Below are 26,574 nucleotides of genomic sequence, written 5' to 3' on the forward strand. Positions count from 1 at the left end.
CGGTTAACATGGAGCAGTCTGATAATGGCGTGAAGATAAGAGCATATGTCACTTCCAATTTCCCTGATGCACATGTTTTGGTTTATCAGAACGATGAGTTATTTGCGGATGAAACGGTATCACTTAGCCCTGAGCAAACATTTGAACATGAGTATCAGATAGCAAACTTTGGTAGCAATTTGAAGGTGGTTATTAAGGATCAACAAGGTGTTACGCTTGTCGAATATCAACCAGATAAAGACGATATCAAGCCAATTCCTGATGCTGCTAGCGCAATTCCGGCACCGACAGAGGTTAAAACAAATGATGAATTGTATTTTGCAGGGCAACATTTGGAACAGTACAGGCATGCAACGTATCGCCCGGATGATTATTACCTTGAGGGCCTCAAACGTGATGCTGGTGATGATCGTATCAATGACGCCTATGGATTGCTGCTCTACCGACGAGGGTTATTTGCTGAAAGTCAACAATACTTTGAAAAAGCTGTTGCAAGGGAAACGCAGCATAATACAAATCCTTTCTACGGTGCAGCACATTACCATTTAGGATTAAGCCTACTGATGCAAGGAAAAACGGTTGCAGCTTATGATCATTTTTACAAAGCAACTTGGTCATACGAAACTCAGTCAGTTGGATATTTAGCATTAGCTGAAATCGATAGTCAAAATAATCATTTAGATAAGGCAATTAATTTGTTAGACAAAGCCCTAGTCACTAACTATCATGATATGACTATTCGGACGCTAAAGATCAATTTGTTGCGGCGCTTGAATCGGTTAGCAGATGCAACGAAACTAGTTGAAGAAAGCCAAAAGATTGATCCATTAGATATTGGCATTCGTTATGAAAAATGTCAGTTAGATAACACTGTAGCCAATCAAAATGATTTAAGCATTGCACTAAATGGTAAATTAAATAACCATTTGGATTTAGCGGAATTGTATATCAAGAGCGGTGAATTTGGAGAAGCCGTGGATATTATTAAAATGTATACCGCAGACGATCCGCTGAAGGATTACTATGAATCATATTTATTAGCTAAAATGGGTCAGAAGGATTCAGCCGATCAATTTGCTAACGCAGGGGCGGCAGCATCACCCGATTATGTCTTTCCTAACCGACTATTTGATGTTGTTGTGCTAAATTACATCATTGATGATTATCCAACCGACGGCTTAGCCAACTATTACTTGGGTAATTTGTACTATGACCGTAAAGTTTATGATCGTGCCACTAAGCTATGGGAAGAATGTACGCAATTAAATTCTGACTATGCAATGGCACACCGTAATTTATCGATTGCATATTACAATCGTCAACACGAACCACAAAGAGCGTTGGAACAACTAAGTAAAGCTGTTCAACTTGATTCAAATAATAGTCGTCTAATTTTTGAAATAGATACGCTGTATGAGAAGCTGAACAAGCCACTTGCGGAACGTCTTAAATTCCTGCAAGATCATTTCGATCTTGTTTCTCAACGGGATGATAGTTATATTTCACTCGTCACATTGCTGAATGAAACTGGTGGGTATCAACAAGCTTATGATTTGATTATGGATCATACCTTCCATCCTTGGGAAGGCGGCGAAGGAAAGGTCAGCACGCAGTACGAATATGCATTGGTTGAACTTTCCAAGCAAGATATTAAGGCAGCTAATTTCTCTGATGCAATTGATAAATTAACAACGGCGTTAACTTATCCTCGGAGTATTGGCGAAGGTAAATTACCAATTGCTGTTGATAATATTATTGATTACTATCTAGGGTTAGCATACCGTGGCTCTGGTGATGAGCAGACCGCCATTAAACACTTCAAGAAGGCAACAGAGGGCTTGAATGAACCGACAGATATGATGTATTACAACGATCAACCTGCTGATACAATCTTTTATCAGGGTCTCGCTTTAGAACAACTGGATCGTGCGGATCTAGCAAAGGGTCGTTATTACAAACTGATCAGCTTTGGTGAACATCATCTATTTGACAAATTTAAGATGGATTACTTTGCGGTGTCATTACCAGATGCATTGTTATTTGACGAAGACTACCAAGATCGTAATTCCGTGCACTGTTACTATCTGATGGCTCTAGGCCACTTAGGATTGGGTCATTTAGATAAGGCAAAGGAACTGTTTGATAAAGCCTTGAGTTTAACAAATCATCATCAGGGTGTATTACGTCACCAAAATTTTGAAAAACCAGAAGTAAAATAAGGCTATGAGAGAGTGTGTTGCTTAGCTTAAGCTAAGGATCTGCTCTCTTTTTGCCTTTGAGGGGGCATTGGTTATGGCAAGTTATATTTCTTCGCTTAGATCCTTAGTTGGACATAGACCATTAATTTTTAATTCAGCATCTGGTGGTTTGTTAAATGACAAGAATGAGGTTTTGCTTCAAGAGCGAACAGATACGGGTGATTGGGGCTTTCCGGGTGGCTACCTTGAATATGGCGAGTCATATAAACAAGCAGTTGTCCGAGAATTCAAAGAAGACTCAGGATTAAGCGTTGTTCCAGTTAAATTATTAAAGCTTTCAGATTCATTTGAATACGAGTATCCAAATGGTGATCAAGTTCAACCGATTAATTGTTTTTATCTTGTGAAATATGTTGGAGGAAAATTGCTGGATCATCGTACTAATGAAACTAGTAATTTAAAGTATTTTTCGTTGAATTCTCCACCACATTTTTTTAACGAACAGCATGAAGAAATGTTTAATGTTTTGAAAGGAAGTCTTTGATATGAACATTCAAGTTAACAAGTACGCATACAAAGATGAACATGATTATTGTGAAATTGAACTGAGCAATGATAACGGGATGAAGGTTGATTTACTAAATTACGGTGCAACTCTGGAAAAAGTGCTAGTACCGACAAGTAACGGCCTACGAAATGTCATTATGTCACTTGATCAACCGGCGGATTACTCTAAGGAACGCAATTTTTTGGGTGGCACCATTGGTAGAATTGTTGGTCGAGTGAGGGACGGACTATGGCAGTCCGGTCCGAAAATCGTTCATTTGCCACAAAATGATGGTAAGAATCATATTCATGGTGGTACTGGTTTAGATACCGAAGTCTACAGTTTTAAAACAGTGATTCGCAATGACTCAGTGCAGGCTATATTTAGTTTGTTCGATGCAGATCAGTCAAATGCATATCCTGGTAATTTATTAATGACTGTCAAGTACACACTGGATAATGATAATCGCATTCTCTACGAAATTAATGCCATAGCGGACGACGTAACAATTTTCAATCCGACTAACCATGTTTATTTTCGACTTGATGGTCAAAATCGTTCTGTGGCTGATACGAAATTGAAACTCGACAGTGACTATTACTTGCCTTTGGACAAAGAAAGCCTGCCCTTCACGGGAAGATACTCGGTTAATGAGACACCGTTTGATTTTCGCCAAGCAAAAAAAATTGGGGCGGCACTAAGGTCTACTGATCCACAAATACTTGCAGAAAAAGGCTTGAATCATCCGTTTATGCTAAATGGCAATGAAATGGCTGCCCAACTTACAGCAAGTGATAATTTAGTAACAATGAAAATGGCCACCAAGTCTCCCTGCATTGTCGTGTATACCGGCAATCACTTTAATAACACAGGCATCACATCTAACATTGGTCAGTATGACGGTGTGACGTTGGAAGCTCAGTTTCCACCAGTAACTGGTCACGATTTGTCGGCGATTACCTTATTACCAAACGAAAAGTTCAATACTTGGACTTCCTGGCAGTTCGTATTCTAAATAACTTTCAATGATAATCTAATCATTCTAATTATAAAATCGGTTTATATAAATTCGCAATTGTCCATCTTTAGAGTGGGTTATTACATTTTTATGAATCCGCTTTCATAATAGAATTGTAGATGAGGTTGATCAACATATGATTTACATCTCGATAAATGATGTGTCAAATATTGAATGGAGGAACGGAAAATGGATAACAAGAAACGACTTACTCCGTACGTTATCTTAATTTCTTGTGCGGCAGCGCTAGGGGACTGTTATTTGGTTACGACACAGCCGTTATTTCTGGTGCCATTGGCTTTTTACAAATTAAATTTGCTTTGGACAGTGTGGCAGTTGGTTGGGTGACATCATGTATTTTAATTGGATGCGCTATTGGTGTCTCAATTGCTGGTGTGCTCAGTGATTTATTTGGACGTAAGAAAATACTATTACTGTCTGCTGTGATTTTTGCCTGCTCATCTTTGGGCGCAGCTTTAGCTGGTAGTTATATTACATTAGTTGTTTGGAGAATGCTTGCGGGGATCGGAATTGGGCTGACATCTCTTATCACGCCATTATACATTGCTGAAATGGCTCCTTCCGAAGTTCGTGGCAAACTCGTGTCAGTTAACCAACTAGCGATCACGATTGGGATCTTTGTTGTGTATTTTATTAATGCAGCGATCGCATCTGGGTCCGCACAATCATGGAATGTGAACGTTGGTTGGCGTTGGATGATGGGTGTCGGTGTTGTCCCATCTGTATTGTTTGTACTGGCATTAATTCCAGCCGGGGAAAGTCCACGGTGGTTGCACCAACATGGAAAGCCAGAAGCCGCACTTGCCATTTTAAAGAAGGTTGAAGCAAACGATGAAGATGCGCAAGCTCAGTTAAATGAGATTAAAAAATCCGAAGAGGTTGTGGATGATACCCACTTCAAGGATTTGTTCAATAAGACTTGGCTGCCGGTTGTTTTGATTGGTGTTTGTTTGGCTCTGTTCCAGCAATTCTCAGGTAGTAACGCGATTATGTATTATGCACCAGAAATCTTTAAGGGTGCAGGGTTTGGACAAAGTGGTGCCTTTTGGTCAACAGTTTCAATTGGTGTGATCAACATGGTCATTACGATCGCCGCATTAGGATTAGTTGATCGAATTGGTCGTAAAAAGCTTCTTGGCTGGGGATCATTTGCAATGTCAATGTGCTTGTTAGTCGTAGCAATATGCTTCTTTGTTCATGCATCTGCAGCTTTGACACTAACATTTATTTTGCTGGCCATTGCATCATATGCCATTTCTCTTGCACCGGTCACATGGATTATTATTTCAGAAATCTTTCCTTCAAGAATTCGTGGTCGTGCAATGTCGATTTGTACCGTTGTTCTTTGGTTAAGTGATTTTACGTTGAGTTATACTTTCCCAATTTTGACTCAAAGTATTGGTGAAGGATGGACGTTTATGTTGTATGTCGCAGTAACGTTAATTTCAGCCGTCTTTGTTTGGAAATTGTTGCCAGAAACAAAAGGCAAGTCACTTGAAGAAATCGAACTTTATTGGCAACAACGTGCAAAACAGTAAGCTTAGTTTTTATGTTTTCGATACGAGTTCGGTAAATAGGACTCGTATTTTTATTTAATTAATTTAGGGTGGTGTTGGTGATGGTCACTAAATTGAGCGATGTAGCAAAGGCTGCAGGTGTTTCGGTTGCCACAGTATCTCGTGTGCTGAACGATGATCCAACACTATCTGTAAATAACAGAACCAGAAATAAGGTAGAAAATTGGGCGTCTAAATTAAGCTATCACAAAAAGCACACGAGATACTGCATTGCGACGGTCAATGCAAAATATGACAATTTAAGCAGTTATAACATGTCAATCGCTAAAGAAATTAATGATCTATGTGTTGATAAACATGTTAATAATTTTGAAGTTAGTCTTGATAATATTTTGCATCTCAAAAATTATATCGGCATCGATGCTGTCATTATTATTGGCGGTTCGCTAATGTTAAATGCTACTGAAATTACACGTAAATTTTCAAATGTTGTATTTGTTAATTTAAATGGAACGCCTTCGAATATTGGTAGTGTTGAAATTAACTTGGATAGTGTTGTGGAAATGATGGTTAGGGGGATGCAAGATAGAAAAATTCAACAACGGATTACCATGATTTCAACAGATTCGGATGGAGCAATGGAGACACAATTTATCAATTATCTAAACCAAGATAGTGTATGTTTTGACAGTGATGTCATTCATACAAACATGGATTATCATAATTTGCCAAACTTTAAAAATCTTAGTCTTAATCGCAAATTAACAGGATTATTCGTTCCTAACAGTGTTATGGCATTGAAAGTTATGCGTGAAATTACAAAATGTCACTTAAATAATAGCTTTTGCGTATTTAGTATCAACGTTTCGCCACTTGAACAAATGGCGTATCAGAGTCTGCACTCTATTTGGGTGGATCCAACAGAGCTTGGTAGGTTAGCCTTTGAAAATGTATATGACCGTTTGACAGGCAATTCAAAGTATTTTAGGAAAATATTGATTTCTCCAAGATTATCGACAAAAAATAATAATTAATTCGAACATTTACTGATAATACTGCTACACTGTAGGTAAGAAAAGCGTTTTTTCTAGAACAGCGTCCTTAGTGTAATGGATAGCACATGAGATTTCGGTCCTCATGATCCGAGTTCGACTCTCGGGGGACGCATATAATGTTTGCTAAATGATTTTTAGTAATTAGTAGTAATGATATAAAAATCCCCCTTTATATCCGAATATTTTATTTTGCAGCATCCACAAAGACTTGTATAATAAAAATGTAGTAAACGCTTAATCGTTGATTCGGTGGTTGGTCAAGAAGGATACAGGTGAATAGAAATGGCAAACACAGATGCGAAGATTAATAATGAGACGTTCAATAAAATTACCAATTTTACTCAGTATACGGCAGACGAAATGGTCTCTGGAAAGTTTGGAACTGATTGGGGTAACCTGGAGTTGGACCTGCTAACCGATATTCAATTAGCGTCCGTTAAGCGTCAACTAGAAACTATTCAAAGCCACGCAAAGATTGCTCTGGATCGTCTTAACAGTTACGAAGAAAAATAATTCATTAGAGGGTTCTCAAATGAGGACTCTTTTTTAATATGTATTTAGTTATCGGTTATTTCATGCCAGAATCAATACGACACCGATAATCACGATACTGCTCGCCCAAAATAAAATAATCAGAAATGTATCTTTAAGAGATTGCCTTACTTTAACCTTTCTTTTCCTGTTCACCATTTATCACCTCTTATTTGCTATAACTGATTTTATCGGTGATATATGAACATATTAAGAATGTATTAAGTAAGAATTTAGTATTTAAAGCAGTTAAAGTGTGTCAAAAATTTCTTTAGATAAACTAAAAGAAATAATCATTATTAGTTCAATTCAACTTCCATTTCTGAAGACATTCGTTTTGTATGATTAATGCATGGTTAATTAAAGGAGTGTGAAGCCATATGTTACTAGACTCAGATAAGAAAATCAAAAATATTATGAACGCACAGATTGTTAAAGTGTTCTATCCATTCGTTATCGCTAGAAGCGAATACGGCAGCTTAATTAAAATCAGACTATCAAAAGAAGAATTAACGGATCCACTATTCTGGGAGTCAATTCGAAATGTATCTCAAGAAAGATTATGGGTGCCAGTTGGCAAGAACTATCATCAATTACTTGATAACGACTGGTTATTGGACGAAGCAGAAGAAACAGAGTTCGCATAAAAAAATTTTGTTTGCACAATTAGATGTCTTAAAATAATAATAAAAATAGGTCATCAAATGCTTGTTGAAAGCGTCTGATGACCTATTATTTTCATTTGGTAGATAGCCACTTTGAAACACTGGGCCAACTGTTGTGGTTGATTATTACTCGAGGAGTTAATGATAAGTTCTCTCTTGAGGTAACAATGCCATTATTAAGTGTGTATATGACTTTTAAAATTGGTTGATCAGTTAGAAACTTTTCTACCTGCGGATCTCCGCTTCCGTATGGGTAAGTAAAAATGGGAGTTTTTGAACCAGATTCCTTTTTCATAACTAACTCACTAGTTTTAAAATCTTTTTTGAATCTTGAAAAGTTTTTTGGAATATTAAAGACGGCAGTTCCATTTGGCGTTAAATAATGCATATTGTTGGTATGAACTCCCAGCTCAAGGAGATTTCCTGCCTGCTTTTTCATTTTTATGATTTGTGGCCAAGTTGCTAACTGTTCACCCTCACGATAACGGCCAGTGTTACCTGTGATAATGGAAGCTGTGAATGGATAATGGTGTTTTTCTAAAACTGGGGCAGCATTTTCAGCCAGAGTTCTATCGACATCATCAAATGTAATCACCACATATTTTCCACGAACCTCACGATGTTTTTGAAGCATTGATGCCATCTGAGTTGTTGAGATTACTTTTATGTGATGCTTTTGAAGAAAGTTCATTTGATTTTTGAAAGTTGATAAATTGACGTTATAAACATGTAGTTGGTTGTTTGGACTAAGTTTTTCGACAGTTTTGACGGTTGAGTTGTTATTCAAAACTCTGTGATAGCAGAAAACAATAATACCATTTTTTGTTTGCTCGTCTTTTTTTGATAGGGCATAACTTTCACGATTACCAAGTTCAAATTTCACTTGTTTGTGAACTTCAAATGACAGAGCGGATAGTAGAAAAACTATAAAAATACCTAGAATCCATTTACGTGTTGTTTTCGTCATGATTCTTGACCTCACGTTTTAGTTTATTGATTTTGATTGTTCCGTATAGTGAAACTATGATGGCAATTACGATAATTACAGTTCCTAGTGTTTTATAAATTGAAAGAGAAAGATTAAAAAGTAGGTAGTTAGTTACTAATCCATCGGAATAAATATTGAAAAGAAAACAAATGTTGATAGCGATAATATAGATTGTGATTGCCCAAAGAAAAAGTAGAAAAACTGCACGTTTTGTACGGTTAAAAAGAGACGACTTTTTTCGTATTACTAATTTATTTTTATCCATAAATTACACACCTCGGTCCGGACTACTCCAAGTTCCTTTTCTCGACGGATCGATGAAGAATGATGCCAAGGCACTCGTACAACTTACTAAGTTAACAACCCAGTAGAAGACGATATAAAGAGGCAGGAGAAGGAGATCTCGTACGTCAACATATCCCTGACGTTTGGAACTAAAAAAGCCAATTATAAACTGAGTAATACTTAAAATTACTAAAACAAACAGAATACCACCATCTAGAATAAGTGAGTGAGTAAAGATAACAATGAAAAAGTACATTAGTACTGCAAAAACGCAGCAGATCGCCCAAGCATTACTTAATACCATGTCTAGGAGAAGCCATTGTTCGGCCAGACGGCCATTAATAAACATGTCACGTCTGTTAATGAGGACCTCGAGACCACCTCTAGCCCAACGGCGTCGTTGACGAATTAAGTCGCGAACTTTTTCCGGCACTAGAATCCATGAAACAGCTTGAGGACAATAAACAACATTCCATTTCTTGCTATACAGTTTCCATGTCATATCAATATCTTCGGTCAGCGCTTCGACTGTCCAGTTATTCACGTCTGTAATGGCAGATTTTCTGTACGCAACTATCACGCCCGAAACTGTTGTAATGTGACCAGTAATAAACGCTTGTCCACGTTTTATAATGTCGATAATGCCAATATATTCTAATAGTTCCAATCGTCCCAACAGAGTGGTTCGATTTCGAACAACTGGGCGCCCAGCAACCGCGCCAACTTTTTTGTTTTGAAAGTATGGCATAATGTTATTTAGTGCGTTTTCGTCAATGTAGGAGTCAGAATCGAGACAAAGCAAGAATTCTCCAGATGCATAAGGTAAACCTTGATTAAGTGCATTGGCCTTGCCACCATTCACAACTATTGGTACAACTTTAACTTTAAGGCGTGAGTTATACATGCTTTGAAATGACTTCATTATTGATAGTGTCTTATCGGTACTACCATCATCTATGAGTATTAATTCAATATTTTTATATTTTAAATTAAAAACTGATTCTACGACTTCATGCAAAGTTTTCTCTTCATTGTGTGCTGGAATTAAAACAGAAACTAGAGGAAAAGTGTTCAAATTGTTTTTACCCAAGACTTTTTCTTGATGTTGCATGATAGAAAAAAAGATTGATCCACAGATCCAAACAATGGAGACAATCAACGGATATAAAATAACAAAATCGCTAATTATAAACATATTAATTTGTTCCTTTCTAATTATTTTTTTGTGTGAACTCGTTACAGATTTTGAAAAAGGTATTAATGAACTTAGTTGATGAATTCAAAACCTGCTTTTGGGGGAATGTATGTGACGGATCACCCCAAATTGAAACTGAGCTTCCTTCAATATTGGTTATATTTTTAATATGACTGGTATTGTCGTTATTCCACATTTTTGGATTCCAATTTGATTTCATGTCACTACTCATATATTTGATGTTTTTTGTTTTTAAATTTGTTTTATTTAGTATGAAATAAAGATAGTAGTCGTTGTAATTTAAAACCTTGTATCCTGATTTGAGTAAGGTTGGCAGTGATGCACGGCTCTTACGTCTTTGGTTTGCGGCTTTTCCAGTCTCGTCACCAGTCCAGTTCCAGTACGTAATGTGAATATTTTTATTAATTTGATTAACTTCAGAATTTAAAAAGCCATCATTCCACGCTTCAGGAATCATATTCATTTTAGAAATTGCTTTGCTCGTTGTATTTAGGTAGTAAACATAGGCAGAGTTTGGTTTATTGCTGTTTGAAAATTCGTCACCACCGAGGTGAAATCTGGCGTTATTTTGATTAATGAACGGTTTAGCAACCATTTGATCCAGGTGGATAACGAAATTAGCTCCGGTACTGTTCAATTTGATTTCCCGTCCATAATATGAATTGTTGTAAGAAATGTTAGTCACAGTTTTATTCATATTTTCGGCCTGCATGTCTTTTATTAATCCGCCAACGTGCGCAGGTGTGTCAACTTCGGGAATAATTGTGACATTCTTTTTTTTCGCATAATTCACTAAATTATTCATTTGGTTTAGTGAATAAAACTTTTGTTTTGTTTTCTTATTTTCCCAGGTTCCATCATGAAATTGTGCTCGAGACTTTGTCTGGCCCACCAGACTGTTTTCTATGCCAAAATCGTTTGAATCTGTTAGATGTAATTGTAAAAATTGACCATTATCTTGATGAATGATATCGATAAACTGTCTTAACGTTGCTGTACTGTAATGTTGGCGGGCAACATCAAGTGTGACACCGTTGAAATTTACGGATTGCGTTGATGCCTTTGCGATGGTATTGATACAGATACAAGTTAATAAAAAAATGATTACGACAGATAATAATTTAGTCTTTTTGTGTCCCATCAAAGTATACTCACCTCTTCAAAAAAATAGATGTTTTGTAATTAGAGACACCTAATTTGGATTAGTAATTATTTATATATTCTGATAAATAATACTTCATCAATTTTTAATAACAAGTAAATCAAATAAAAGACATTCTTTTTTAATAAAATAATCATTTCCTTAATAAAATTTCGATATACGTTGATATATATTATAAATAACCATTATCTGTAATAATTAATGTAGTGATGGGCAAATTGTTTATTAAAAGACAATCAAATTTTTGTACATTACATTGGTTAATTGAATACAGTAAAAAAGCGCTAAACCAAATAAGTTAAGCACTTTGTTTTTACATCTTTAGTTGAAATTTAATTGTTAGCCTGAATAACCTGACCTTCTGAAGTGATTCGGTCACGGCCACTATTTTTGCTATCATAGAGGTAGCTATCCGCGCGCTTGTATGTGTCATCTAATATTGCATCTGCCGGTTGCATTGCAGACATGCCCATTGAAATTGTGACGTTAATTTTATACTTATCGTATTCAAAAATTTTGGTTCGAACGTCTTGCCAGCATTGTTTGATAATAGGTGCAACTTGTTTTGGATTCATATTTGGGAAAATAATGTTAAATTCTTCTCCACCTGTACGATAAAGGTATTTATCTGCATCATAGGGTTTTAGCGTATCACGCAAGGTAGTGGCAACACCAACTAATACTTCGTTCCCAGCTAAGTGACCATATGTATCATTAATGCTCTTAAAATGATCAACATCCAGCGTTACCAGTGTAAATTCACTATCTTCATTTTTACAATTTTTGAAAAGTTCTGTGACATCGTGCGTGTATAAAGCGTAACTTCTTGCATTAGTTAAAGTGTCAAAACTGGCCACTTTTGCTGTTTCTCGTGCATGCATTACACCTTGACCAACCTTAATTAGGAGGATACCAATAATGGCACAATCAATGAAGTACATCAGCATTGCTTGAATCATGACTGACACGACCGTTTCAGAGGAAGTCAACCAAAAAACGATGCAGGTGTAAATACAGAACATTAAGCGGGGCAAAAAATTAAATGAGAGTTTATCCTTCAAGTGCCAGTTAAGTGACATGGCAACAAATAGGACGACAATGGCAATTAACGACGAAGTTGATATCGCCGGTATATTGACTAGCCACCACAGGACAATGCAAAAAACTCTGGCTAGGTACTCCCAAAGAATCATACCAACATTTAGTAATGGCAAAGTGACAGCTAGCAGGCCAGTTGTAATGTTGAGCAAAAATAATTGAGGGTAGACGGATTCCATTATTCTGGATAAGGCGATCATTAATAGGATTGTTACGATCATACCCCATCGAGCAGCTTGGACTTTGATGTTTGAATATCTATCAATACTTGGATGAGCGACTTGCCAAATTACTAAGTAAACAGCCTCAAAACCAATTATAACTATGAAAGTAAAAATACTTTGAACGATCCACTGTGACATAAAATTCCTCCAGGAATTCCTTGATTACTTCATTATTGCTGGTTTACCTGTGTAATATCCTTGTACAACGTAGCAGGGATATTCCTTACCAATTACTTCCATGTCATGGGCAGTTTCCAGTCCTTCGATTGCAAGCATTTTATTGTTTTCGTTCGATAGATCGTACCAATAGTCAAGTTGAGAAGTTACTTTATTAATATCATCAAATGGTCGAAATCCCTGAAATGCAAATTTATATTCATCGATGAACGGATTCAGATAATTGACTAATTCTGGGCTATTTTCTCCGGTTCCCACATCATCAATGCAAACAAGCAGGCCTCGATCGTGGAACATTTTTGCACCATCATACAACTGATTCTCAGTGACTCCAGGTGTTATTCGTTCTGTTAATTCAGTATAAATATCGATATCAGTTTTCGATTGAACTCGACGCACCATATCAATATAATTCGGATTTATGAATTGATCTTGCTCCAGATTGAAAGATAAAAGTTCAATATTAGCTGGTAGATCAGCTATCGTGCTGTTGAGTAGCTTTTCCAGTTCTTCACTGGTTATTCTCGAAAAGTCTTCTGGTAATTGCCATAGACCGTCTTTAAATTCTCTTAAAAAAAGTTCATATCCAATAGGTCCTTGTCCCAGACGGTTTGAATGAAATTTGGGTTGTCCAAAAAATGTATGCATAGTTGGTATCATCTTCCTCGACTTAGTTTTTTGAAATAAAAGTCCTACACAGTTTAATTACGTGTATGGCTCGTAAATTACACATTCTTTTGTAATTTAGTGGGTTACTAAATCATTGCATAGCACAATGCATAACGATAATTCTATTTCATACGTACACACTACATATTAATGAGCTATAAAACAAGGGTAGGTAAAATTTTAATTCTCTCTATATTTTTGTGATTTCTGAAATTATACATAAGATCGAAACCACTGGATAAATAATTCTATCTAAAAAGCGCCCCCGTAAAGGTACGCCATTTCAATATTATTGATGAGTTATCCACTTTGCAAGTTTAGGATTATTATGTCTCAGCCAGTGCATTATCTTTGTATGGATTAGCCAATGTCGAAACTTGGGAGATAGTCTTTCCAGACAGATTAGGGTGATAACAATAAATGGAATACCAGGAACAAGGGGCAATAGCAAACCAGCAATACCCAGACCTAAACTAGCTATTGCTCCAATAGTCCATAAAATACGAATTAATATTGTTGGCACAACAAATCATCTCCCATAATTCTAATATAGCTATAACACGATATAGTTCCAACGTTAAAGCGCTTACTTAAACTATCGTTTTTAGTTTAATTTTTTCAAAAAAAGTTCTTAGGTCATTGATTATATGTAAATACGTATGTAAAATAATGTCAGTATTCAAAGAAGAATACTTTATCCATGTTCTCCTGGCTTGCTAGACTCCCCCAAGTGTCGAAAAGCCAATATTCTCAACCAAGCACGCTGATAATGAGTTGTTCTCATAGTCTGCGTGTTTATTATTTGTTGAATTATTAAATTGAGTATAGTAGCATGTAGTTTGAAAACTGAATAGATTTCTTCGGGGCAGGGTGTAATTCCCGACCGACGGTGACAACATAATGTTGAAGTCCGTGACCCGCGTTGAGCGGTGGATCCAGTGAGAGTCTGGAGCCGACAGTAAAGTCTGGATGGGAGAAGAAAAAATACGATATCATTTCGTACCATTGGTGTACTCTTTTTTTGAGTACGCAAATTCCGTATGAAATCTTATTTAGCTTATCAAATAATGGGCCCCGCATTTAATTGCGGGGTCTTTTTTAGTGAGGTGAGTAAGATTACACAAGATCAAAAGTATATGCAAATGGCCGTTAATTTAGCATTGTTGGGTAAATATGATACTTGGACTAATCCACTTGTAGGTGCTGTAATTGTCAAAAATAATCAGGTGATTGCAACAGGATATCATCATAAATTTGGTAAAGAACATGCCGAAATTAATGCATTAAGTCACCTAGACCAACTAAGTCAGGCAAAAGGCGCAACTATCTACGTGAGTTTGGAGCCTTGCAGTCACTACGGCAAAACACCACCGTGTGCAAGAAAGCTAGTAGAAGTTGGTATTAAGCGGGTAGTGGTTGGTCAACTGGATCCAAATCCATTGGTTGCAGGTAAAGGAATACAGATTTTAAAACAGGCTGGCATTGAAATTACAAATTTGAACTGTACTCAATATATAAATCAGACCTATAACTTTTTTTATAACAACCAGCGTCCATTTATCACATTGAAATATGCCATGAGTTTAGATGGCAAGCTTAACTTTCAACATGGACAAAGATCAATATTGACGGGTGAGACCGTCCACGATGATAGCCAGCGTCTTAGAATGGATAACCAAGCGATTTTGATTGGAGAACACACACTTGATGTTGATGATCCGTTATTAACTGTTCGTTTAAAGATAATGGAATTTCCACCGATTAAAATTTTGCTAGTTAATGATGTGAATCAAATTAATATGGGATTGAGAATATTTTCAACAGCTGGCTCAATCTGGATTCTTAGTAAAACTATTAGCAAGAAAAAGATGCCTAAGAATGTGAGAGTGTTTGCAGATGATAGCTGGCACGTCGAACAAATAATTGAATTAATGCATGATGAAGGGATTCAGTCACTACTGGTAGAAGGTGGCAGTGAGGTCCAGGCACGATTTATGTGCAGTGGCATTGTTGATCAGATTGTTAGTTATGTAAGTGGTCAGGTATTTGGTGGCACTGCGTTACCAGTTGCCAAAGGTGCTGGTATGAATAAACCGCTGAAGATGAACATTCAACAGGTGGCTCAGCTAGGTCCGGACGTTAAAATTACGGCAAGGAGAAATTAATTATGTTTACAGGGATTATTAAAGGAATTGGAACAGTTACGGAAATTAAACGAATTAGTGATACCGCAAAATTGCAAATTTCGACAGACTTAACTGGTCAAATCAATAGTCAAATTGGCGACAGCATTTCTGTGGATGGTGTATGTTTGACGATTACTAAATTGGACAATCAGGGCTTTACTGTTGACGTTATGCCAGAAACGGTGCATCGAACAAATATCAGCAAATATGTCGTAAATAGAAAAGTCGATTTGGAACCTGCATTACTGGCTTCGGATCGGTTAGATGGACACTTTGTCCTTGGTCATGTTGATTGTACCAGTACCGTAATTAGCCGTCATCAAGATGAAAACGCGCTTGTTATATCTTTTAGTTTACCTGAAAAGTATAAAGATTATGTAGTTGAAAAAGGGTCGGTTAGTGTTGATGGTGTAAGCCTGACCGTCGTTGATGCAATCAATAACACCTTTTCAGTTAGTCTAATTCCACACACAATGGATCAAACTGTTCTTGGTGACTTAATGGTCAACGACGTTGTGAACATTGAGACGGATGTTTTAGGGAAGTACATCGTTAATAAGGCAAAGGAGAAACTTAAATGACAGTTGAACAGTTGAATTTAAAAATAGAACGTGCGATTGAGACATTACAGCGCGGTGAGTTAGTAATTGTGACAGATTCAGAAAGGCGTGAAGCTGAAGGTGACATGGTTGGATTGGCTCAATACGTCACTGGAGAGAAAGTAAATATGATGGTAAATAAAGCCCGTGGACTGCTGTGTGTACCGATGGCAGAAGAATATGCCAAACGTCTAGGACTAACACCGATGATTAGCAATGCAACCGATGCATTTGGCACGGCATTTACTGTCAGCACTGATGCAAAGAAAACCAGTACAGGTATTTCTGCTTTTGATCGGGCACTAACGATTAGACGACTAGCAGATATAAATAGTGGATGGGATGATTTTTATCATCCTGGTCACATATTTCCACTAATCGCTAAAAATCATGGTGTTCTTGAACGCGATGGTCATACTGAAGCCGCAGTTGATTTGGCAAAGATTGCTGGGGCTAGCCCAGTAGGATACATTTGTGAAATCTTGAAAAAAGATGGTCAGATGGCAAGACGGAAAGATTTAAAAGCTTTTGCTGAGGGAATGCAAATGCCTATGATCTCAATCGAAGAAATAAAAATGTATCGTTTTGTGCATGATCTGGATGTGGCGAAATCGATAACCAAGGTAAAATTACCAACTAAATATGGTAATTTTGACTTAGAGGCATTTGAAACCAATGATTCAAATGAGCCAACTTTATTAATTTCAAAAGGTGAGATTGAATGTTCACAGAATCTTTTGCTGAGAATTCATTCTGAATGTTTAACAGGGGATGTTCTAGGATCGATGCGGTGTGACTGCGGTGAGCAACTGGATACAGCTTTAAGGGAAATTGAGGCGAATGGTAGCGGCGCGGTTATTTATCTGAGACAAGAAGGTCGAGGAATCGGCCTAGCTAACAAGCTTAAAGCTTACAAGCTTCAAGAACAGGGATATGACACTGTGGAAGCAAATATTCATTTAGGCTTTGAACCAGACGAACGTCATTATGGTTTAGTAGCTGCAATTTTGCACAAAAAAGGAATTAAAACGGTTGAACTAATGACGAATAACCCTGACAAGATTAATCAGCTTGAGAACATGGGGATAAAAGTAAGTTCCAGAAGAGCAATAGAGATGTCGGCGCATGAAGAAGACTTGAACTATTTGAAAACTAAAAAACGTAAACTAAATCATATCTTGAAAGAGGTAAATTAAATGAACGAGTATTCAGGGACAATCATGGGAAATAACAAAAAAATTGGTATTGTGGTGTCAGACTTTAATGAACTAGTTACCAGTAAATTATTGAACGGAGCAATTAATGAATTAAAAAAGTTTGGTGTTAGTATTGCTAGTATTTCGGTTGTTCATGTGCCAGGTGCACTGGAATTACCACGAGCGGCAAGAATACTGGAGCAGACAAGTCAGTTTGACGGATTGTTAGCACTAGGTTCTGTTATTAGGGGTGAAACATCTCATTATGATTATGTTTGTTCAGAAACTGCGCGAGGCCTAACGCAATTGTCATTGAATGGAAGCATTCCAGTAATGTTTGGTGTACTTACTACTGATAACTTAGAGCAAGCAATCAACCGCTCAGGAGGTAAGGGAGGCAACAAGGGAAGTGAATGTGCTCAAGGAGTTTTACAAATGATCGGATTTGATGAATGGGTAAAAGAAGCTAATATTTAATTAGATAAAGTTGAAATGTTTGAAGAAGGCGGAAATCATGAATTGGTTTCTTGCCTTTTTTAAGTGTATTTATAAATTAGTCGACTCAAATAAGATAGTTACGTTGTTTATTTTATGTAAATTGAATTAGAATTAACATTAAATAAACAATGAGAGGTTTTACATGAAGTCGGCACAAGATCACATCGATATTGGCGATTATATGAAACTAGCTGCCTGTACTGCAGTGATGCTTCAACCAATATTACAATATGCACTAAATGCGGGAGTATCAAGTCACGCACAAATGGCGATTGGATTTGTATATGACTTGATTAAATTCACTGCTCCTGCCTTTATTTTCGGAATTTTGTATACTACAACTAGGCTAACAATTGATAATAACATCACGTATCGTCAGTATTTGAAACAACAATGGCATGCACTTTTTATTCCGACTATATGGTGGACTTCAATTTATTTGTTGATGATACCATCGGTACAACAAGTAGAGCATTACACTGACTGGAAATCGTTTCTATGGCAGTTTATCAATGGAAATGCGGCGCCTCATCTGTGGTATAACACAATGATGTTGCAATTTATTATGATCATGCCGATTTTCTGGGTGATTGGCCGATTTTGTCTGAGCAATGTTAGACGTGTAATTGCTGTTAGTTCGGTCGTAATCTTGCTATCTTGTGCATGGATATGGTTTTACGATTTTAATGTCCTTTATGGGCCTCATGCCAAGTCATGGTACTTATTAGATAGATTTTTTATTAGTTTTTTGATTTACGGAGTTTTTGGAGTGCTATCTTGGCAAAATAACGAAACTTTTTATCGGGTTATCCCAAAAATAAAATGGATTATAGTAATTGTGGCAATTTTGGCATTCGTTTGGACAGGCATTCAAATGGTTTATAGAGGACTACCGGTTAGTTTACCAAGTGCAGCATATTACCAGCCATCAATGATCATTTATGATTTAGCTATTATTGGTTTGATTTCCATTTTGGGAATATTTCAAATTACGAAGCATTCTTCATTTACGGTTTTTGTACATCGCTTTGCCGCGTTTGCATATAAAGCATTCTTGTCCAATGTGTTTTGGTCATACTTAATTTGGGAATTGTTTGGTCAAAAGTTAGCTAATAAGTCTCTATTTATCGGCATCTTTGTGGTTTATCTATTAACTTGGTTACTTAGTTTTGCTAGTGCTTTCATTATCAACACAGTTTGGACAATGATAAAAGTTAGAATAAGATGAAATATAAAATACCATAGCATCAGCATATTTCACTATACAAGGTTATTTGAAATAGTTTTTAAAACATGCTTTGTATTATACAAATATTACTGTTTAACAATTACTAACTTGCAGAGCTATCTTTTTTAATAGAAAAGAGATATTATTCTAGTTAGTTTATGTAAACAACTAATCTGGGATGCTTTGGGAGATTTAATAATGAATAGTGATTATGATAAAAGTGATTGGTTGACAAGAATTGGGATTCCACACACCTTAGTTTGGGGCTTTGTAGGTCTATTTTTATTTGTGACTGGAGCCACCATTGAACAGGGATGGTTTTCTTCAATGCTGTCTAATTTGGGATTTAGTAATGCTCACGTTGGTCTTATTTTTACCGTGTATGGTATTGTAGTTGCCGTTTTTGCATGGTTAACAGGGGCATGTACACAGATCTTTGGAATTCGACAACTGATGTGGTTTGGTTTTATCCTTTATTTTATAGGGAGCTTACCACTAGTTTTGATTGCAATTCCTCTAAAAAGTTACTGGTTAATTATGTTGACCTATACTATCAGAGGTGCTTCATACCCGCTTTTTGCGTATTCCTTTATGGTTTGGTTGAACTTTAAGGCGCCTCAAGAAGTTTTAGCACGTGCAATGTCCTGGTTTTGGATTTCATTTGGGCTTGGAATGACAGTGTTTGGGCCTTATTTTTCAGGTGCCTTAATGAAAATGATGGGGCAAACGAATTTATTTTATCTGGGATTCTTGCTAGTTATTTTAGGTACATTTTGTGCGTTAATTCTTAATCGGGATAGTGCAGACATTCCGAAGAGCGAGGAGCCACCATTATCCAGTCTATTGAATAGTTTTACGTTGATCTTCCGACGTCCAAGGCTTGGATTGGGTGTCATTATTAAGGCAATCAATGACATTGGCAAGTTTGGTTATGTGATTGTGATGCCTTTATATTTGATTCATTATGGTTACACAACGGCAGAATGGCTGTCTGTGTGGGCAATTGTTAATGTTGTCGGTCTATTTTTAAATTATGTGTTTGGATACATTGCTGATAAAATTGGCTGGCGCAAAACACTTGTGTATTTTGGTGGAACATTTTGTGGACTAGGAACGCTGGGTTTGTGGTTGGTACCACAGATGCTTGGCCACAACATACCTGCACTGTTCATTTCTCTAGTTCTTTATACGATGGGGTTAGGAGGTTTTGTTCCTCTTTCGGCAATAATTCCTAACTTGGTTCCTGAAAATAAAGGAGCAGCAATCTCTGCACTTAACCTTGGATCTGGATTAAGTAATTTTCTTGGGCCACTGATTGTTAGTATTTTTATATCTCCATTCGGAGCATCAGGTGCATTAATTGCATTAGCTGTGACGTACTTTATAGCTAGTCCGCTCTCATATTTTCTGAAGATGCCTTCAGAGATGAAAGATTGAATAGGTTATTCTTCATATATGTGAATTTTTAATGTTGCACTTGTGTTGTGTTACTCATATAATGTGGGTATACCTATGAATGGTATACACGTCCGCAATTGCAGCTATACAGCCAACTAGCTGTGATTGTTGGAGTACTACTCCTAAGACATTTTCTAATTGGTCCAGTCCATCGCACTCATTAGGAAATGTTTTTTTATTTTAAGGATTATTAAAGTTGGTTGTTTTGTGCATAATGAGCTGTTATAGTGATCCGCAAGCATTGAAACAGCGCAATGCTCACAACATACAAAAAACCTTTTTATACTATTTTTTTGACTATCAAATGTGCAGATAATCAAATACATGGCAGCACTCCAATAATGACTATTGGGGTGTTTTTTATTTAGTTTAATATTCCAAAATTATATATTTAAATGATGATTTTAACGTTCAATAGAAAAATTAGAAATTAATGTGATACACTTTAATCAGTTGATAAAGATAAATAAAAATCTTAATTAACTTAAAGACATATTTTAATTAGAAATCTATCATTCTTATTGACCGTAGTTTAGAATGATTCTAACATAGAATTAATTGAATGTTTGCGTTTGATACCATTAGCAGGGATTCAAAAAAATTAAATGGGGGTTATTTTTTATGGCAAAGACAAAAGTAATTGTAGTAGGCGCTTCACACGGTGGTCATCAATCAATTCTGGAGTTACTGCACAGATATGATAATCTCGATATTACAATGTTCGAAGCTGGTGATTTTGTTTCATTCATGTCTTGTGGAATGGAACTATTCCTTGAAAATAGCGTCACTAATGTTTCAGACGTTCGTAATTTTGAGCCAAAACTTTTTACTGACCAAGGCGTACATGTATTAAATAATCATGAGGTTACTAAGATCAATGCTGACGCTAAGACTGTAACGGTTAAGGACACAAAATCTGGTGATACCTCTGACTATTCATATGATAAATTGATTTTGAGTTCTGGTGTTACACCAAATTCAATTCCCGTTCCAGGTGCTGATTTAGACAATGTATTTTTAATGCGTGGGTACGATTGGGCTACATCTATCAAGGCTAAGCTTGAAGATCCATCTGTTAAGAACATTACTGTGATCGGTGCTGGTTATATTGGAATTGAAGCTGCAGAAGCTAGTCGCAAAGCAGGCAAGAACGTGACTTTGATCGATATGATTGATCGTCCACTCGGCCTGTACTTGGATGAAGACATGACTAATATTTTAACAAAGCATCTTGAAGATAATGGTGTTAAGTTAGTCATGAGTGCTCAAATTAAATCGTATGAAGGTACGAATGGTAAAGTAACTTCTGTTAAAACTGCTGATGGGGAATACGACAGTGATCTCGTTATCCAAGCAGCCGGAGTTAAGCCAAATACGAAGTGGTTACAAGGAACTGTTGACCTTGATGATCATGGATTTATTAAAAATGACGAATATTTGCGGACTAATTTACCGGATGTGTATGCGTTAGGTGATGCAACGTTAGCATATTCAGTTCCTGCTCAAGGAAGAATGCCAATTGCTTTAGCAACCGTTGCCCGTCGTGAAGCGCGTTATGTCACTGAACATATCTTTGAAAAGCAGCCATCAGTTCCATTTAAAGGAGTTGTTGGTTCCTCAGCACTAAGCGTGTTTGACTATCACTTTGCTGCTAGTGGTTTAAATACCACCACTGCAAAGCGTGCTGGCGTTAAAGTAGATACGACGTTCTATCAAGATACATTGCGTCCAAGTTATGTTCCAACTAATAAAAATAATCCTGATGTTTATGCTTCATTAGTATTTGATCCTCAGACGCATAAAATTCTTGGTGGCGCTGTATTATCAACTTATGACATTTCTGCACAGGGCAATGTGATTGCATTGGCGGTTCAGAATGGGTTAAGACTGGAAGACTTGGCCGAAGCTGATTTCTTCTTCCAACCAGGATTTGACCGTCAATGGAGTCTCTTGAACTTGACAGCACAGCATGCACTTGGTGATGCTCAATTTTAATTAGCCGTTAAATTGACTTATGTTTAGTAAGCGTACTATACTGGGTGCAACAAAATTATGAGGTGATTACTATGGCAGAACAGACATTTACTAAAGAAGAATTAAGTAAGTTCGATGGTCAAAATGGTAACAAAGCATACGTTGCAATTGACGGCACCGTCTATGACATGACGGATGTACCGGCATGGGCTAACGGTCAGCATCACGGTAATGTGGCCGGACAAGACTTATCAGATGTGATTTTGAAGTCACCACATGGTAAGAGCGTATTAGCTAAATTAACAGTAGTCGGTAAATTAGTATAGTTACGCAAAGTACGTATATATCGTAAGAATAATCAAAACAGACATTGATTAGCCATAATTTGGTAATCAATGTCTGTTTTTTGGTGTACATAAAACTTAAAACCCAATTGAAACAAAAGCTATTTCAGTGCAATTAATTTCAGTTTGAATCTACTTTTTGTTCATACACTACCAAAGATTTTCCTGAAAATCGTTCATATCAGTTAAAAATTGGTTTACCAGTTTGAGTTCATCGTTGCTATATTTTGAATCAATTTTGGTATGGAGCTCACTGTCAATCATTTGATGCATTTGATCATGAACATCAGCAATTTTTTTACCATTATCAAGTAGACGATAATATAGCTTCTTTTGGTCGTTTGATTTCTTGAATGTATCAACTAATTCATGGCCAGTTAAAGACTTGGCGGCACGTGTAATACCACCCCGGGTAACGTTTAGCTCCGTTGCTAATTCAATACCAGTTTTACTATGCTCTTTCAGTGCAGATAACGTGTGCAGGCTAACAATGGAAAGCGTACTAATAATTTTTTTCAGTTTAATATCATCAAGATGATCAGCAATCCAGGCTTGTTCACGATTGACTGATTCGTGATTAGAAATAAATCTATGAATTTGTTCTGAAATTGACTGTTCAATATGTTGATCCATGATTATCAATCCATTCTAAAATAATTGAACTAATTATACCTTATTAGAACTCCTGTGCCATTGACTTTGCTTGTTGAATTGCATTATTCAAAATTTTATCGCGTTGCTGTGGAAACTGATCGCAACCTTCAATAAAAATTTTGCTGATATTTTTAATGCCATATAAACTAAACATGTGGTCCATATATGAATCACCAAAATCAGCCTGAAATTCACCGCTTGCGTTGTTATCATGATAGATTCCACCAGCAGCCTGGATATGAAGTGCCTTTTTACCATTTAGTAATCCTTCAGGGCCATGGTCAGTGTATTTAAAAGTTTTTCGTGTGACGGCCGTGACATCTAAGTAATTTTTTAATTGATAGGGTAAGAAATGGTTATACATAGGATTTACAAATACATACTTGTCGGCTGAAACAAATTCATCGACCCAGGCAGTATGCTGTGCGAGTTGATTTTTTTCTGCTTCTGACATGGGTTTTGAGTACTTAACTTTAAGCCATGCATCAAAAGTGGTGTCGTCTAAAGGTGGAATCTGTTCTTCAAACAGATCTCGAATAACAATTTCGTCATTCGGGTGACTTTGGCGGTACGAGCTTATAAATTGTTCACCAACCTGTACTGAGAGTCCTTTTTCGTTAGTGTGTGGGTGTGCCATGATTACTAAAAGTTTTGCCATTTTTAAAATCTCCTTGATTTACTTTTTTGTTGATAGTCAACATTATATCTCAAAATTGTTGAGTGTCAACAAAAAATGTTATTATCTATGATCTATTAAAAATGTAAGTTATATTTTATCTAAAAAATGGTAAAAATTATCTAAAAAATGGTAAAAACGGTTTCGTTATTGTTGATTTAAAAGTTATAAATGCCGATAATCAGGTCTGGGATATGTTTCATAATGTTATCGATGGGAGTAGTCAAAATGTCGACAATTTTATTAGTTGAAGATGAGGATAGTTTAGTTTCTTACCTACAAACTGAGCTGAAGTTTGAAAATTACGAGGTACTAGTAGCCGGAGACGGTTTGGAAGCACTGGATATTTACCGTGATAATGCTGGCAATATTGATTTAATATTACTTGATTGGATGTTACCCAAATTAGACGGGCTACGCGTCATGAAAAAAATTAGGGAAACTGATGACATTCCAATTATCATGATGACCGCCAAGGATTACGTTGGCGATAAAGTAGCTGGTCTAGATAATGGTGCGGATGATTATATTACTAAACCATTTGAAATTGAGGAATTATTGGCGCGGATTAGAGTGATTATTCGGCATTTAGATACTAAACCTGTTGATAAGGAACGAATTTACCGAGTTAATGGGTTAGTACTTGATACGAAAGCTCGTTCCGTTAAACAAGAAGATCAATTAATTTCACTCACACAACGTGAATATAATTTACTATTAGTTTTAATGCAGCATGTTAATCAGGTATTGACGAGAGATGAATTATTGAACTTAATATGGGGCGTTGATTTTGAGGGTGATCCTAACATTGTTGATGTCTACGTTAGGTATGTTAGGGGAAAAATTGATACAAGTGATCAGTCAATTATTAAGACAATTCGTGGGATTGGTTATTCATTGAGGGATAGGTAAATTGACAAAAAATAAGCAACCAAGGGTTAAGACGAGTGCTTTCCAAATTACAAGAGCATACGCCATTGTATTAATAATGATCACGATGTTGATGAGTGTCTCAATTATTGCCGTGGTTGGGTCAACTTTGGTGGTTAACACCAAGAATAACAGTCAGCAATTGATGCAATCACTGAAAAAGTCAATTATTAATGACAATATTGATTGGGAATACTGGCGTGAAACAAGCGGCATTAATACCCATAACACATTTGTGCAAGTTACAGTTTCAAAAGGAAATAAAATTGAACATCAATATTTATCAAAACATACAGATCAATTTTTAGAGGAAAATTACCATAGTTGGCCAATTTTACATGATATTCAGTATCGTGCCGGACAGGGTGTTTATTATCATATTGTTGATTATGACCACTTTACTAACAGTAGAAAACAAACCATTAATCGAAAATATGAGATTTGGTTAAGTCTAAATCGTGTCTTGAGATTGTTTTTAACAATTATTGAAATCATCATTGCCGTTTGTTTGATAACATTTTTAATTGGACTTCGTTCGATTTCAAGGTTGGCAAATAAGCTGAATAAACCATTATCTGTATTAACAAAGGCTACCAGCAACATTATCAACACCGACGAATTATCACACCATGAAAAATTACCCGTGCCTGATAATCCAAAAGAGGTGCAAGATTTAACACGGGAATTCAATCATTTATTGAAAATATTGAATGAAACGGTGTTGCGTGACCGGCAGTTTGTCTCCGATGCATCTCATGAATTACGGACGCCATTAGCTGGCATTCGTGGTCACATTAATTTATTACGACGCCGAGGTGAAGAGCACCCAGAAATCATTCCTGAATCACTGAAGTTTATTGATGAGGAGTCACTGAGAATGCAGCACTTAGTGGAGAATCTCTTGGCACTTTCCAGGATGAATAATGCTGAACTAGAGTTTAAAGAATTTAATTTAACGGATTCAGTTACAGAAATTTATGAAATGTATCAAAATCAACTTAGTCAGAATCTGGAATTGAAAGCTGAATCTGGAATTATGCTGACTGCCAACCAGGATAGTGTTCGTCAAATTTTAATATCGTTGTTAAGTAATGCCAAAAAGTACTCACCACATGATTCCGTGGTGACGATCAGACTTTACAAGGATATTGATAATATTATGTTGGAAGTTGACGATCAAGGCTCGGGGATTTCTGATGACGACAAAAAACTAATTTTCAATCGTTTCTTCAGATCTGATGATTCAAGATCGCAAAAAATTGAAGGAACGGGTCTGGGATTAGCAATCACTCAACGTCTGGTTGAACTGAACAATGGTAAAATCAGTGTATTTGATAATCAACCTCGCGGTACGAAATTCATTGTGACGTTTAGAAAAAATTAATATCTTAGAATCTTTAATTTAATTCTAAGTAAACGTGTATGGCACGTAGATTAAACATTAATTATAGTGTGTAGCT

Annotated in this window: 25 protein-coding genes, 1 tRNA gene and 1 riboswitch; of the genes, 18 read left to right on the forward strand and 8 right to left on the reverse strand. The window is 36.5% G+C overall.

The window, feature by feature from the left end:
* The first annotated feature begins 8 nt into the window (after positions 1-8).
* The 8 genes from FD16_RS13295 to FD16_RS05350 all read left to right on the forward strand — a co-directional run bounded on the left by FD16_RS13295 (position 9) and on the right by FD16_RS05350 (position 7,534).
* Positions 9-2,219 (forward strand): tetratricopeptide repeat protein, encoded by a 2,211-nt coding sequence (locus FD16_RS13295; RefSeq protein ID WP_338048825.1) that lies wholly within the window; start codon positions 9-11, stop codon positions 2,217-2,219.
* Positions 2,220-2,292: 73 nt separating this feature from the next.
* A complete protein-coding gene (locus tag FD16_RS05320; RefSeq protein WP_010621795.1) occupies positions 2,293-2,742 on the forward strand; it encodes an NUDIX hydrolase in 450 nt (149 codons plus the stop codon).
* A gap of 1 nt (position 2,743) precedes the next feature.
* The gene (locus tag FD16_RS05325; RefSeq protein WP_010621796.1) at positions 2,744-3,760 is read left to right on the forward strand and encodes an aldose epimerase family protein; all 1,017 of its coding nucleotides are present in this window, start codon (positions 2,744-2,746) and stop codon (positions 3,758-3,760) included.
* 236 nt (positions 3,761-3,996) lie between these two features.
* Positions 3,997-5,322: a sugar porter family MFS transporter gene (locus FD16_RS05330; RefSeq protein ID WP_010621797.1), complete on the forward strand. Its 1,326-nt coding sequence runs from the start codon at positions 3,997-3,999 to the stop codon at positions 5,320-5,322.
* Between the two features lie 80 nt (positions 5,323-5,402).
* Positions 5,403-6,335 carry a LacI family DNA-binding transcriptional regulator gene (locus tag FD16_RS05335; protein ID WP_010621798.1) on the forward strand — a complete coding sequence of 311 codons (933 nt, stop codon included), beginning with the start codon at positions 5,403-5,405 and terminating at the stop codon, positions 6,333-6,335.
* Between the two features lie 61 nt (positions 6,336-6,396).
* A tRNA-Arg gene (locus tag FD16_RS05340) sits at positions 6,397-6,468 on the forward strand.
* 170 nt (positions 6,469-6,638) lie between these two features.
* On the forward strand, positions 6,639-6,869 hold the full coding sequence (locus FD16_RS05345; protein ID WP_010621799.1) for a hypothetical protein: 231 nt from the start codon (positions 6,639-6,641) through the stop codon (positions 6,867-6,869).
* A 398-nt stretch (positions 6,870-7,267) separates the two neighbouring features.
* Positions 7,268-7,534 carry a hypothetical protein gene (locus FD16_RS05350; RefSeq protein ID WP_010621800.1) on the forward strand — a complete coding sequence of 89 codons (267 nt, stop codon included), beginning with the start codon at positions 7,268-7,270 and terminating at the stop codon, positions 7,532-7,534.
* A gap of 91 nt (positions 7,535-7,625) precedes the next feature.
* Here FD16_RS05350 and FD16_RS05355 read toward each other — a convergent pair whose 3' ends face one another.
* The 6 genes from FD16_RS05355 to FD16_RS05385 form a co-directional block, all read right to left on the reverse strand.
* Positions 7,626-8,519: a polysaccharide deacetylase family protein gene (locus FD16_RS05355; protein ID WP_010621801.1), complete on the reverse strand. Its 894-nt coding sequence runs from the start codon at positions 8,517-8,519 to the stop codon at positions 7,626-7,628.
* Positions 8,520-8,808: 289 nt separating this feature from the next.
* Positions 8,809-10,020, reverse strand: a complete 1,212-nt coding sequence (locus FD16_RS05365; protein ID WP_010621803.1) for a glycosyltransferase — start codon at positions 10,018-10,020, stop codon at positions 8,809-8,811.
* A gap of 16 nt (positions 10,021-10,036) precedes the next feature.
* Complete coding sequence (locus tag FD16_RS05370; RefSeq protein ID WP_010621804.1) at positions 10,037-11,182, reverse strand: family 20 glycosylhydrolase; 1,146 nt, start codon at positions 11,180-11,182, stop codon at positions 10,037-10,039.
* Between the two features lie 353 nt (positions 11,183-11,535).
* Positions 11,536-12,663, reverse strand: coding sequence for a GGDEF domain-containing protein (locus FD16_RS05375; protein WP_010621805.1), 1,128 nt, complete (start codon positions 12,661-12,663; stop codon positions 11,536-11,538).
* A 24-nt stretch (positions 12,664-12,687) separates the two neighbouring features.
* A complete protein-coding gene (locus FD16_RS05380; RefSeq protein WP_010621806.1) occupies positions 12,688-13,350 on the reverse strand; it encodes an EAL domain-containing protein in 663 nt (220 codons plus the stop codon).
* Between the two features lie 310 nt (positions 13,351-13,660).
* A complete protein-coding gene (locus FD16_RS05385; RefSeq protein ID WP_010621807.1) occupies positions 13,661-13,894 on the reverse strand; it encodes a DUF454 family protein in 234 nt (77 codons plus the stop codon).
* Between the two features lie 329 nt (positions 13,895-14,223).
* A riboswitch (FMN riboswitch) is annotated at positions 14,224-14,356 on the forward strand.
* Positions 14,357-14,477: 121 nt separating this feature from the next.
* On the opposite strand from FD16_RS05385, the gene ribD reads away from it, so the two are divergent.
* From ribD to FD16_RS05425, 8 genes are all read left to right on the forward strand, one after another.
* A complete protein-coding gene (ribD, locus tag FD16_RS05390) occupies positions 14,478-15,536 on the forward strand; it encodes a bifunctional diaminohydroxyphosphoribosylaminopyrimidine deaminase/5-amino-6-(5-phosphoribosylamino)uracil reductase RibD (protein WP_010621808.1) in 1,059 nt (352 codons plus the stop codon).
* Between the two features lie 2 nt (positions 15,537-15,538).
* The gene (locus FD16_RS05395) at positions 15,539-16,138 is read left to right on the forward strand and encodes a riboflavin synthase (RefSeq protein ID WP_010621809.1); all 600 of its coding nucleotides are present in this window, start codon (positions 15,539-15,541) and stop codon (positions 16,136-16,138) included.
* Positions 16,135-17,352 (forward strand): bifunctional 3,4-dihydroxy-2-butanone-4-phosphate synthase/GTP cyclohydrolase II, encoded by a 1,218-nt coding sequence (locus FD16_RS05400; protein WP_010621810.1) that lies wholly within the window; start codon positions 16,135-16,137, stop codon positions 17,350-17,352. Before FD16_RS05395 ends, FD16_RS05400 begins: the two co-directional genes overlap by 4 nt.
* Positions 17,353-17,829: a 6,7-dimethyl-8-ribityllumazine synthase gene (gene ribH, locus FD16_RS05405; RefSeq protein ID WP_010621811.1), complete on the forward strand. Its 477-nt coding sequence runs from the start codon at positions 17,353-17,355 to the stop codon at positions 17,827-17,829.
* A 163-nt stretch (positions 17,830-17,992) separates the two neighbouring features.
* The gene (locus FD16_RS05410) at positions 17,993-19,078 is read left to right on the forward strand and encodes a hypothetical protein (protein WP_010621812.1); all 1,086 of its coding nucleotides are present in this window, start codon (positions 17,993-17,995) and stop codon (positions 19,076-19,078) included.
* Between the two features lie 198 nt (positions 19,079-19,276).
* Positions 19,277-20,515 carry an MFS transporter gene (locus tag FD16_RS05415; RefSeq protein WP_010621813.1) on the forward strand — a complete coding sequence of 413 codons (1,239 nt, stop codon included), beginning with the start codon at positions 19,277-19,279 and terminating at the stop codon, positions 20,513-20,515.
* A 642-nt stretch (positions 20,516-21,157) separates the two neighbouring features.
* On the forward strand, positions 21,158-22,531 hold the full coding sequence (locus FD16_RS05420) for an FAD-dependent oxidoreductase (protein ID WP_010621814.1): 1,374 nt from the start codon (positions 21,158-21,160) through the stop codon (positions 22,529-22,531).
* Between the two features lie 71 nt (positions 22,532-22,602).
* Positions 22,603-22,836, forward strand: a complete 234-nt coding sequence (locus tag FD16_RS05425; protein WP_010621815.1) for a cytochrome b5 domain-containing protein — start codon at positions 22,603-22,605, stop codon at positions 22,834-22,836.
* Between the two features lie 168 nt (positions 22,837-23,004).
* Here FD16_RS05425 and FD16_RS05430 read toward each other — a convergent pair whose 3' ends face one another.
* Both FD16_RS05430 and FD16_RS05435 read right to left on the reverse strand, forming a co-directional pair.
* Positions 23,005-23,487 (reverse strand): helix-turn-helix domain-containing protein, encoded by a 483-nt coding sequence (locus tag FD16_RS05430; RefSeq protein WP_010621816.1) that lies wholly within the window; start codon positions 23,485-23,487, stop codon positions 23,005-23,007.
* A gap of 43 nt (positions 23,488-23,530) precedes the next feature.
* A complete protein-coding gene (locus FD16_RS05435) occupies positions 23,531-24,166 on the reverse strand; it encodes an FMN-dependent NADH-azoreductase (RefSeq protein WP_010621817.1) in 636 nt (211 codons plus the stop codon).
* Between the two features lie 246 nt (positions 24,167-24,412).
* Here FD16_RS05435 and FD16_RS05440 point away from each other — a divergent pair, with 246 nt between their 5' ends.
* Positions 24,413-25,096, forward strand: a complete 684-nt coding sequence (locus FD16_RS05440) for a response regulator transcription factor (protein WP_010621818.1) — start codon at positions 24,413-24,415, stop codon at positions 25,094-25,096.
* Between the two features lies 1 nt (position 25,097).
* Complete coding sequence (locus tag FD16_RS05445; protein WP_056938535.1) at positions 25,098-26,498, forward strand: HAMP domain-containing sensor histidine kinase; 1,401 nt, start codon at positions 25,098-25,100, stop codon at positions 26,496-26,498.
* Positions 26,499-26,574 lie beyond the last annotated feature (76 nt).

It is taken from the genome of Paucilactobacillus suebicus DSM 5007 = KCTC 3549 (genome assembly GCF_001434475.1).
Classification (GTDB): domain Bacteria; phylum Bacillota; class Bacilli; order Lactobacillales; family Lactobacillaceae; genus Paucilactobacillus; species Paucilactobacillus suebicus.

What these genes read in the sequence shown, in the direction of transcription:
- FD16_RS13295 (WP_338048825.1), top strand. Translation starts at nt 9, where the DNA reads ATGGAGCAGTCTGATAATGGCGTGAAGATAAGAGCATATGTCACTTCC.
- FD16_RS05320 (WP_010621795.1), top strand. Translation starts at nt 2,293, where the DNA reads ATGGCAAGTTATATTTCTTCGCTTAGATCCTTAGTTGGACATAGACCA.
- FD16_RS05325 (WP_010621796.1), top strand. Translation starts at nt 2,744, where the DNA reads ATGAACATTCAAGTTAACAAGTACGCATACAAAGATGAACATGATTAT.
- FD16_RS05335 (WP_010621798.1), top strand. Translation starts at nt 5,403, where the DNA reads ATGGTCACTAAATTGAGCGATGTAGCAAAGGCTGCAGGTGTTTCGGTT.
- FD16_RS05345 (WP_010621799.1), top strand. Translation starts at nt 6,639, where the DNA reads ATGGCAAACACAGATGCGAAGATTAATAATGAGACGTTCAATAAAATT.
- FD16_RS05350 (WP_010621800.1), top strand. Translation starts at nt 7,268, where the DNA reads ATGTTACTAGACTCAGATAAGAAAATCAAAAATATTATGAACGCACAG.
- FD16_RS05355 (WP_010621801.1), bottom strand. Translation starts at nt 8,519, where the DNA reads ATGACGAAAACAACACGTAAATGGATTCTAGGTATTTTTATAGTTTTT.
- FD16_RS05365 (WP_010621803.1), bottom strand. Translation starts at nt 10,020, where the DNA reads ATGTTTATAATTAGCGATTTTGTTATTTTATATCCGTTGATTGTCTCC.
- FD16_RS05370 (WP_010621804.1), bottom strand. Translation starts at nt 11,182, where the DNA reads ATGGGACACAAAAAGACTAAATTATTATCTGTCGTAATCATTTTTTTA.
- FD16_RS05375 (WP_010621805.1), bottom strand. Translation starts at nt 12,663, where the DNA reads ATGTCACAGTGGATCGTTCAAAGTATTTTTACTTTCATAGTTATAATT.
- FD16_RS05380 (WP_010621806.1), bottom strand. Translation starts at nt 13,350, where the DNA reads ATGCATACATTTTTTGGACAACCCAAATTTCATTCAAACCGTCTGGGA.
- FD16_RS05395 (WP_010621809.1), top strand. Translation starts at nt 15,539, where the DNA reads ATGTTTACAGGGATTATTAAAGGAATTGGAACAGTTACGGAAATTAAA.
- FD16_RS05400 (WP_010621810.1), top strand. Translation starts at nt 16,135, where the DNA reads ATGACAGTTGAACAGTTGAATTTAAAAATAGAACGTGCGATTGAGACA.
- ribH (WP_010621811.1), top strand. Translation starts at nt 17,353, where the DNA reads ATGAACGAGTATTCAGGGACAATCATGGGAAATAACAAAAAAATTGGT.
- FD16_RS05410 (WP_010621812.1), top strand. Translation starts at nt 17,993, where the DNA reads ATGAAGTCGGCACAAGATCACATCGATATTGGCGATTATATGAAACTA.
- FD16_RS05415 (WP_010621813.1), top strand. Translation starts at nt 19,277, where the DNA reads ATGAATAGTGATTATGATAAAAGTGATTGGTTGACAAGAATTGGGATT.
- FD16_RS05420 (WP_010621814.1), top strand. Translation starts at nt 21,158, where the DNA reads ATGGCAAAGACAAAAGTAATTGTAGTAGGCGCTTCACACGGTGGTCAT.
- FD16_RS05425 (WP_010621815.1), top strand. Translation starts at nt 22,603, where the DNA reads ATGGCAGAACAGACATTTACTAAAGAAGAATTAAGTAAGTTCGATGGT.
- FD16_RS05430 (WP_010621816.1), bottom strand. Translation starts at nt 23,487, where the DNA reads ATGGATCAACATATTGAACAGTCAATTTCAGAACAAATTCATAGATTT.
- FD16_RS05435 (WP_010621817.1), bottom strand. Translation starts at nt 24,166, where the DNA reads ATGGCAAAACTTTTAGTAATCATGGCACACCCACACACTAACGAAAAA.
- FD16_RS05440 (WP_010621818.1), top strand. Translation starts at nt 24,413, where the DNA reads ATGTCGACAATTTTATTAGTTGAAGATGAGGATAGTTTAGTTTCTTAC.